Below are 7,587 nucleotides of genomic sequence, written 5' to 3' on the forward strand. Positions count from 1 at the left end.
GCCGGATGCCGGCAAGCGTTGCGGTCACCATCGGGTGGGCGGTGGGTACGGTGATCTGCGCCAGATGGTGCAGGTAACGCAGGGCGGCACGATGCAGGTCGATGGTGCTGGTCCTGCGGCCCTGCAGCGCCATGTCGGCCAGATAGGCGGCAACATCCTCGCTGCGGGCTGGCAGGGCGGCCAGGGCGTGACCGGCGGCCCATTGGCACCAGGATCGGACGGCGGCGCGATAGGTGCGTAGCGTGTTCTCAGCCTTGCTGCGGTGCATATAGGCATCGGCCGCCTGACGGGCCGTAGCCAGGCGGCCATCATGTTCAGGGACGGGTTGTGCCGAGACGACAGAAAACCATTGCGCGACGGCTGCGGCCGGTTGGCCGACGGGCGCAGGGGGCGCTGCGTCTACCGTCTCGGAACAGGAGCCTACGGGCTGGAGCGGCCGGAACCACGCCAGGAAGCTGGGCGTGCCATCATCGACTTCCAGTCCGACGGCCAGTTCAAATCCTGATGGGATATCGGCCACATGGTCCTGAGCCATCTGCTGGGCTGCCGACGCATACGGCACGCCCTGGGCGAGGGGGGTATCCGGGGAATAGCTACCGTCCGGCAATTCGATGCCCGCCAGAAGCAGGGGCAGGGGCGGGGTGAAACGCGCGGTCGAGAGGATTTCGCGCCAGCGCGCCGGGTCCTGTGTCTCGGCCAGACGCTGCCGTGTCAGCTGGTCGACGCGGGCGTGCAGCGCGGCCTGCGCCCGCCGGTTGGAGCCGAGGATCCTGACATCGCTCAGCATGACCGGCTTTCCCGGTCCGAAGACCCCTGGGTGCAGAAAAGGTGACCGGGGTCGCCCCTGCCTCTTTTCCGCTGGCCCGGCCTAGGCTGGGCGATCGGTTCGGCAGGACAGAGCCGACCGCTACGCGGGCAGCAGGGGAGGGGCAGACAGGCAGGTAGGGTGGAAAGGCTCTGGAACAAGCGCATTTTGGGATTTTTGTCGAAATGCCTCATGAATGGGAACAGAAATCCTATTTTACCAACCACCTATTTAGCACCGTCCAGTTAATCGTGGCAGAAAATGCCATCCAGCGCGGTCGGGAGCTCTGTCAGATTATCCGCGTCCATAATGCAGCGACCTTGAAGGTTTTTTCGTGGTTGAACAGTAAACTACATGTTTGTCAGAGACGAAGGGAATACCGGGCATACCGGTTTTCTCCTGTCCGAATAAGAGCACCAAGCGCCACCAGATCAACCAGATCACGCGTCGCCGTGGCAGACGTCGCCCCTGTAATCGACCGATAATTCTGGGCACTCAGGCCACCTTGAAAACCATCAGGCCCTTCTGCCAGCATTCGAAGCAGGGCCTTCTCCTGACGAATGTTCAGTTTTCCGCGTAAGCGATCCAGAAACCGCGTTTTCTCAATAAGAAACCGGATGTTCCGAAGCGTGCGGGATTGTGCCTCCAACACGACCTGAGAGAACCAGACCATCCAGTTCTCTATCTGGTTCGTCTTGCTGGCCCGATGCAGTTCGAGATAATACGCTTTCTTGTATGTATTGATGGTCGCGGCCAACGCCGTCAGCGTTGGGCCTGCGAGGGTTTGCGCCAATGCTTTTTCAGCAATAGCGCGTCCGATGCGACCATTTCCATCTTCAAAGGGATGAATGGTCTCAAACCACAGATGCGCAATCGCAGCCCGCTCAATCGCGGGCAAGGGGTCGATCCCGCCTGGGGCGGTCCTGTTAAACCAGCCGATAAACTGCGCCATCTCCGAAGGGACGCTTCGAGATGGCGGGGCTTCGAAGTGGATGTGCGGCGCATGGATGGGGCCGGAGATAATCTGCATTGCCTCGGCATGCGTCCGATACCTGCCAATGACATCCAGATCTCGCCGACCATTCATGAGCATGGCATGCCACTCAAAGAGACTCTGGTCAGTCAAAGGGGCCGCATAATGCCGATAGAGGTCCGCCATCAATTCAGCGGCCCCGGCCTCAGTTGGCGTAGAACGTCGCCTGTCTGTGGCGAAGCCAAGGTGTCGCGCAATCGACGATTGCACACTGGCCCGATCAAGCACCTCGCCTTCAATAGCGGAGCTCTCGACCGTTTCTTGCGACATGAGTTGAACGACAAGATGCTGATTGGCGTCTTTGTCCAGATGCTGCATCGCACCGACGACCACGCCTGAACCTTTCAGGAACTCCGTTTCGGCGTCTCGCAGACAGCTTTTCTCGAAGTGAAAATGTGGCCAGTCCGGAAGCTGCCAATTCCAAAGCATGATTGATATCCCAAGGCTCTATCAATCATTCTATCGCATTTTTATGATTGATAGAAGTCTAATCTATCGATCCTTCGGCGTGACGGATTATGCTGCGTATGAACCCAGAGTGGCCCGCAGCATTCCATAATGAGAGGTGATGTTGTGGACGGCCCCCGCACGAAATGTGCGAGGATGAAATCGTCACCGTCTGCAACGCATGGAGCCAGCTATGGGAACGATTTCGACGATTGGCCTCGACCTGGCCAAGAATGTTTTACAGGTGCATGGGATCGATAGTCTTGGGAACATTCTCGTACGCCGTCGCTTACGGCGCGGTGAAGTTCTCCGGTTTTTTGAAACACGCCCGCCATGCCTGGTCGGTATGGAAGCGTGTGGCACGTCGCATTACCGGGCGCGCTCGATTGCGGCTTTCGGACATACGGTCAGGATGATGCCGCCGGTCTATGTGAAGCCCTACGTCAAGCGGGGTAAAACTGATGCCGCTGACGCCGAGGCGATCTGCGAGGCGGTGACCCGCCCGACGATGCGCTTCGTGCCAGTCAGGTCACCGGCTCAGCAGGCAGCGTTGCTTCAGCAAAAGACGAGGGATTTGCTGGTGCGTCAAAGAACCATGCAGGTCAATGCCCTGCGGGGGCACCTTGCCGGGTTCGGTATTATATCGGCAGCTGGCGTCGCGGGCCTGAACCAGATGATTACATTGGTGCATGCGGAACAGGAAATGTTGCCCGAGCCCGCTCGGAAACTGTTTCAGGAAATTGTCGCGCATCTGCGGGCTCCTGAGCAACGCATCGACGATATCGAGAACCAGATCGTCGCGGAACATCGGCTAAGCAGTGTCAGCCGTCGGTTGGCTGGCATTCCCGGTATCGGCCCGATCACTGCCAGCGCAATCGTCGCGGCCGTTCCGGATGCCTCGACTTTCCGGTCAGGTCGTCAATTCGCTGCGTGGCTCGGTCTGACGCCCAAAAGTCACAGCAGTGGTGGCAAGGAACGACAGGTTGGCATCAGCAAACAGGGGGATAGCTATCTCAGACGCCTGCTCGTGCTGGGCGCCACGGCGGTGATCCGTCTTGCACGCAAGGAAAACGCCAGTCGTCAATGGGCTGCAAAGTTGCTCGAGAAGAAGGCGGCGCGTGTCGTATCTGTCGCTCTCGCCAACAAGACTGCCAGGATTGTCTGGGCATTCCTCACAACGGGCAATGCATACAACGCCAGGAGCGCCTGAAAGAATTCAGAGATTCGCCCTCGTCGAACACCAGAAGCGACGAAGGTGAATGTGCGGAGTGGTGAGATATGATGGCGAACCGGTCAGGCCGGGGAGAGGATAAACCCGACGGGACCAAGCGCAGCAAAAGCGCGCAGAGGTGATCAGGGATCCAATCCGCGGACTTCATCAGGGCCAGCAGCCCCCGGGCTGCGCAAACAGGCCGGACACATGGCTGCACCCGACCACCAAAATCATACTTTCCACTTGCATCGTCAGGGCCGTCCACACATGGCTCCATGCGTTGCAGACGGTGACGATTTCATCCTCGCACATTTCGTGCGGGGGCCGTCCACAACATCACCTCTGCTTAATGCATGCCCATACCGGAACCATCGGCCTTCAGGCCGGTGAGCAGGTCAGGCTCGATCACGGATTGCAGCCGCAGCGCATGCGCTTGCTGTCGCGCTCCAAGGATCGGGGAATGGATATGGGGATCTAAAACAGGAGACGTACAGCAAACTGTACGTTATAGTGGTCATGGAGGACCGATCATGACCTGTGTTTCCTATACCGACCTGCGCCAGAATCTGGCACATTATCTGGACGAAGCCGTGAACAGCCGCGCGCCGATTGTCGTGACCCGCAAGACCGGGAAAGGCAGTGTCGTGCTGATGTCGGAAGAAGAATTCTCTGGCTGGCAGGAAACCGTGCATCTTCTGAGCAGCCCACGCAACGCGGAAAGGCTGTTGCGGAGCATTCGTGACATCGAGCATGGGGCGGCGACCGAGCGTGATCTTCTGGAGCCGCAGGATGAACCGTCGGCGTGAAGGTCATTTTTCATGAAGATGGCTGGGAGGATTATCTTTCCTGGTTCCAGTCAGATCATGCTGTTCTTGGGAAGGTTAATGCCCTGATCGAGGATGTAAGGCGGCATCCGTTTCAGGGGATAGGGAAGCCAGAACCACTGAAGGGGCAGCTTTCCGGGTGGTGGTCCCGACGGATTACGGGGGAACATCGTCTGGTCTACCGGGTTCAGGGCCGCGCGGGAGAGGATCAGCGGATCGAGGTTGCCCAGTGCCGGTTTCATTACTGAAGGAGAGGCGTCATGAGCGAGACGGATCCGGCAGCCCGTGCGTTTGAGGATCTGTGCGCCGAAATGACGATGCGCCGGCGCAGCGTGGAAGCGCTGCCCCAGGCATGGCGGGATAACCGGCCACGTGACTATACGCCGGACCTGGCCAGACTGGTCAAAGCCCTGAACGAAGTGGGCGCGCGCATGAAGGTGATCGAGGCCAGTCCGACGCTGAAGATGACGCCACAGACCTATGGGTAGGGGGTACGCCAGGCAGGGCTTTCTGTCAGTCAGGACATGCAGGCCGCCTTTTATACCGCGATCCGAGCGGTTCAGGTGGAGCGGCAGCAACCGACCGATATTAATGGCACTGGCTCAGATCGGACAGGCACGTACCTAGGACCAGTCAGAACTGGTGGGTGCTGCAGGTCGGGGTGGCCTGTCTGGTTTGTCGGGATCGTGCCCTGACCCATCTCCTGCCATCATCACTGGGGACGCGCGTGGCCTCCTTTATCGTGGGTGGACAGGATCGATGGGAGTCTGGTGCGTTGATGATGGAAGCCGACAATCCCGAAAGCCTGCGGCTAAAAAAGGGGATTCAGGTCGCCTGATCGGCCGCACCAAAGGCGGCATGAACACGAAGCTGCATGCGATCACCGATCGGAGCGGATGACCGCTGAGCTTTTTCATGACTGCGGGACAAATCAGCGATTATACCGGTGCCGCTGCCCTGCTGGACAGTCTTCCTGCAGCACAATGAATGCTGGGAGATCGCGGGTATGACGCCGACGGGTTCAGGGACGCCCTGGAAGCGAAAGGTATAAAGCCCTGCATTCCAGGACGGAAATCTCGCGGCAAACCTGACATTCTCCTTTCAAGGACATTCCGACATTTAGTAGGCATTTTGGAATTTTTCATCTACTTCCGACAAGATAACTTATCGGAAGTAGGGTTTTGATTGGTCGGATTTTGCCTGGCGGGGAAGGGAGGAAGCATAAAGTCCGGGAAACCGCGCCTTTCAGGATTAATCGGGCGCTTTTTTGTTCTCAAAAAACCCGTTAACATGATACGATGTGTTATATGAAACGTAATCGCCCTAATTGGATCCGTGCCAAGAGGCGCGTTTTCCCGCTGAGGGTGGGCAGCCTGCCTGCTTTGGCCGTCTTTCCGGCGTCGGCCCGCAGGGATTTCAGAGCGGAAAACCGAGGGTCCGGCCGGGATGGTTGAGACCGGCCGACCGCTGCAGGCGGCGCGGCCGCCGACCGGCCTGTCGCCGGCCACGGCGGGGGCTTACGCAGCGTCGTGGCGCGCCTTTGTCGGCACCCTGCCCGCCGATAGCGGCTTTCCGGTTGGCCCTGTCGCGGTGGCAGCATGGCTGGACGCCCGGGCGAAGGCCGGGCGGCCGCGGCAGAGCCTGGTGGTGGATCGGGCGGCACTGACGGCGTGGTGTGCCGCCAATGGCGAGGAGCTTGATGTTGCCCTGCCTGCCACGCGGGTGCGCCGGACCGGAGCCGGGGTCGATGCGGCTTCCCTGCTGGCGGCGGCGCGACGTTGCGGGCCCGACCTGCCCGGTCTGCGCGACCGGGCCTTGCTGCTGCTGGCGGCCACGCTGGACATCGGCGCCGAGGCCTTGGCCCGGCTGACCGTTGAGAACATCACCGACACGACAGACGGGATGACCGTCGCCCTGCTGCGGCCTCGGTCCGGGCGCCACCAGCTGCGCCGGTTGCGGCGGCGCCGGGATCCGGCCATCTGTCCGGTGCGATCCTGGGCCGCCTGGTGCGCCGCGGCGCAGTTGCGCTGGGGCGCGGCGTTCCGGGGGATCGATGCGCATGGCACGGTCGGTGATCCATTGTCGGTGCCGGGGATCCGGTTCGTGCTGGGCCGGGCACTGGGACGTTCCGATCGCCCGGCCCACCGCGCGCGGCGGACAAAATCCGGCTCCCCGCCAGAGTCCTCAGTCCGGACGCCAGCGCGCCAACGCACGACAACGCCCGCCCCGGACTGGGTCCGGACGACGCTAACGGTGAGCGGTCCGGTGGACGCAGTGGCCCGGTTCCGGGCGGCGGCCCAAGGCCCGGGGATCATCCCTTGGCAGGTGGATTTTGACTACGAACAGGCCCGCCTGCTGGCACCGATGGCAGGCATGGGGGCGCAGGCGGTGACGCTGGCCCGGCTGCTGCGCCAGGCATCCGAGCGCCTGCATCGGATTGCCCTGCTGCATCAGGCGGCGGGCACGCCGTCATGCGCGTTCGACCTGCACCGGCTGGTGCCAGTTCCCGGTCCCATTCTGGAAGCCGGGTCGGACTCCCGCGCGGCGGCAGCCTGGCTGCAGGCGCATTGGGGCACGCTGCTACCGTTGCGCCGGGTGGAGGTCGAAGCCCCGCGCGATCAGCGCGTCCGCCGCAGTGCCCGGCTGGTCTACCGCTTCTGGTCAGCGGAGTGGACGCCTTGGCAGGCGCTGGAGCGGGTGCGGACGGACTGGCCGGAACTGGTGTTCGACATCCGGCCGCAATACGCGCGCGCTGATGCCGGGAAGACCGCCGATGCCGCCTGACGAGGACGAAGACTGGGGTGATCCGCCGCGTCGGCTGCCGCGCCCGGTGGTGCCCGAGTTCCATGTCGAGGGGTTTGACGGGCCGCTGGACCTGCTGCTGGATCTGGCGGAACGGCAGCGCCTGGACCTGGGCATGCTGTCCATCGCAGATCTGGCGGCCCAGTTTGTCGCTGAGGCGGAGCGGCTGGCCCAGACGACGCCATTCATGCAGCGCGCGGACTGGGTGATCTGGATCGCCCGGCTGGTGTTCCTGCGCTCGCGGCTGCTGTTTGCCACGCAGGCGGAAAGGCAAGCAGCCGAGAACGAGGCGTGCCGGACGGTCGGTCAGATCGAGGGGCTGTTGCAGATGCGCGCGGTGGCGGACTGGTTGGAGGCGCGACCGCAGCTTGGCGTATCGGTTTTTGCGAGGGGCGGAACAGACGTGGATCGTAGTGTTTCTGCACGGCAGGGGACGTATTTCAGTCTGATGGAAGCCTGTCTC

Annotated in this window: 6 protein-coding genes and 3 pseudogenes; 7 read left to right on the forward strand and 2 right to left on the reverse strand. The window is 61.7% G+C overall.

Annotated elements, in window-relative coordinates; all coding sequences use genetic code 11:
* A partial coding sequence (locus GXY01S_RS15815) for a site-specific integrase (protein ID WP_169797768.1) occupies positions 1-787 on the reverse strand: 787 nt, incomplete at its 3' end.
* Positions 788-1,166: 379 nt separating this feature from the next.
* On the reverse strand, positions 1,167-2,267 hold the full coding sequence (locus GXY01S_RS15820) for a Fic family protein (RefSeq protein WP_061276670.1): 1,101 nt from the start codon (positions 2,265-2,267) through the stop codon (positions 1,167-1,169).
* Positions 2,268-2,478: 211 nt separating this feature from the next.
* Between GXY01S_RS15820 and GXY01S_RS15825 the strand changes: the two genes are divergently transcribed.
* The 7 genes and pseudogenes from GXY01S_RS15825 to GXY01S_RS15850 all read left to right on the forward strand — a co-directional run.
* A complete protein-coding gene (locus GXY01S_RS15825; RefSeq protein WP_061276671.1) occupies positions 2,479-3,495 on the forward strand; it encodes an IS110 family RNA-guided transposase in 1,017 nt (338 codons plus the stop codon).
* A 533-nt stretch (positions 3,496-4,028) separates the two neighbouring features.
* On the forward strand, positions 4,029-4,304 hold the full coding sequence (locus GXY01S_RS15830; RefSeq protein WP_061276673.1) for a type II toxin-antitoxin system Phd/YefM family antitoxin: 276 nt from the start codon (positions 4,029-4,031) through the stop codon (positions 4,302-4,304).
* Entirely contained in the window at positions 4,301-4,570 is a 270-nt protein-coding gene (locus GXY01S_RS17625) for a Txe/YoeB family addiction module toxin (protein WP_081749560.1), read from the forward strand. The genes GXY01S_RS15830 and GXY01S_RS17625 overlap by 4 nt, the downstream gene beginning before the upstream one ends.
* A gap of 12 nt (positions 4,571-4,582) precedes the next feature.
* Positions 4,583-5,133 (forward strand): annotated as a pseudogene (locus GXY01S_RS19260) (DUF6118 family protein); the annotation flags it as partial.
* 2 nt (positions 5,134-5,135) lie between these two features.
* A pseudogene (locus GXY01S_RS17630) lies at positions 5,136-5,408 on the forward strand (transposase); the annotation flags it as partial.
* A gap of 360 nt (positions 5,409-5,768) precedes the next feature.
* A complete protein-coding gene (locus tag GXY01S_RS15845) occupies positions 5,769-7,106 on the forward strand; it encodes a site-specific integrase (protein WP_174520990.1) in 1,338 nt (445 codons plus the stop codon).
* Positions 7,096-7,587, forward strand: a pseudogene (locus tag GXY01S_RS15850) (segregation/condensation protein A); the annotation flags it as partial. The gene GXY01S_RS15845 and the pseudogene GXY01S_RS15850, both read left to right, overlap by 11 nt.

It is taken from the genome of Komagataeibacter xylinus NBRC 15237, assembly GCF_001571345.1.
GTDB lineage: Bacteria > Pseudomonadota > Alphaproteobacteria > Acetobacterales > Acetobacteraceae > Komagataeibacter > Komagataeibacter xylinus.

Bases quoted from the DNA above. Each gene is read 5' to 3' on its own strand.
- GXY01S_RS15820 (WP_061276670.1), bottom strand. From the start codon at position 2,267: ATGCTTTGGAATTGGCAGCTTCCGGACTGGCCACATTTTCACTTCGAG.
- GXY01S_RS15825 (WP_061276671.1), top strand. From the start codon at position 2,479: ATGGGAACGATTTCGACGATTGGCCTCGACCTGGCCAAGAATGTTTTA.
- GXY01S_RS15830 (WP_061276673.1), top strand. From the start codon at position 4,029: ATGACCTGTGTTTCCTATACCGACCTGCGCCAGAATCTGGCACATTAT.
- GXY01S_RS15845 (WP_174520990.1), top strand. From the start codon at position 5,769: ATGGTTGAGACCGGCCGACCGCTGCAGGCGGCGCGGCCGCCGACCGGC.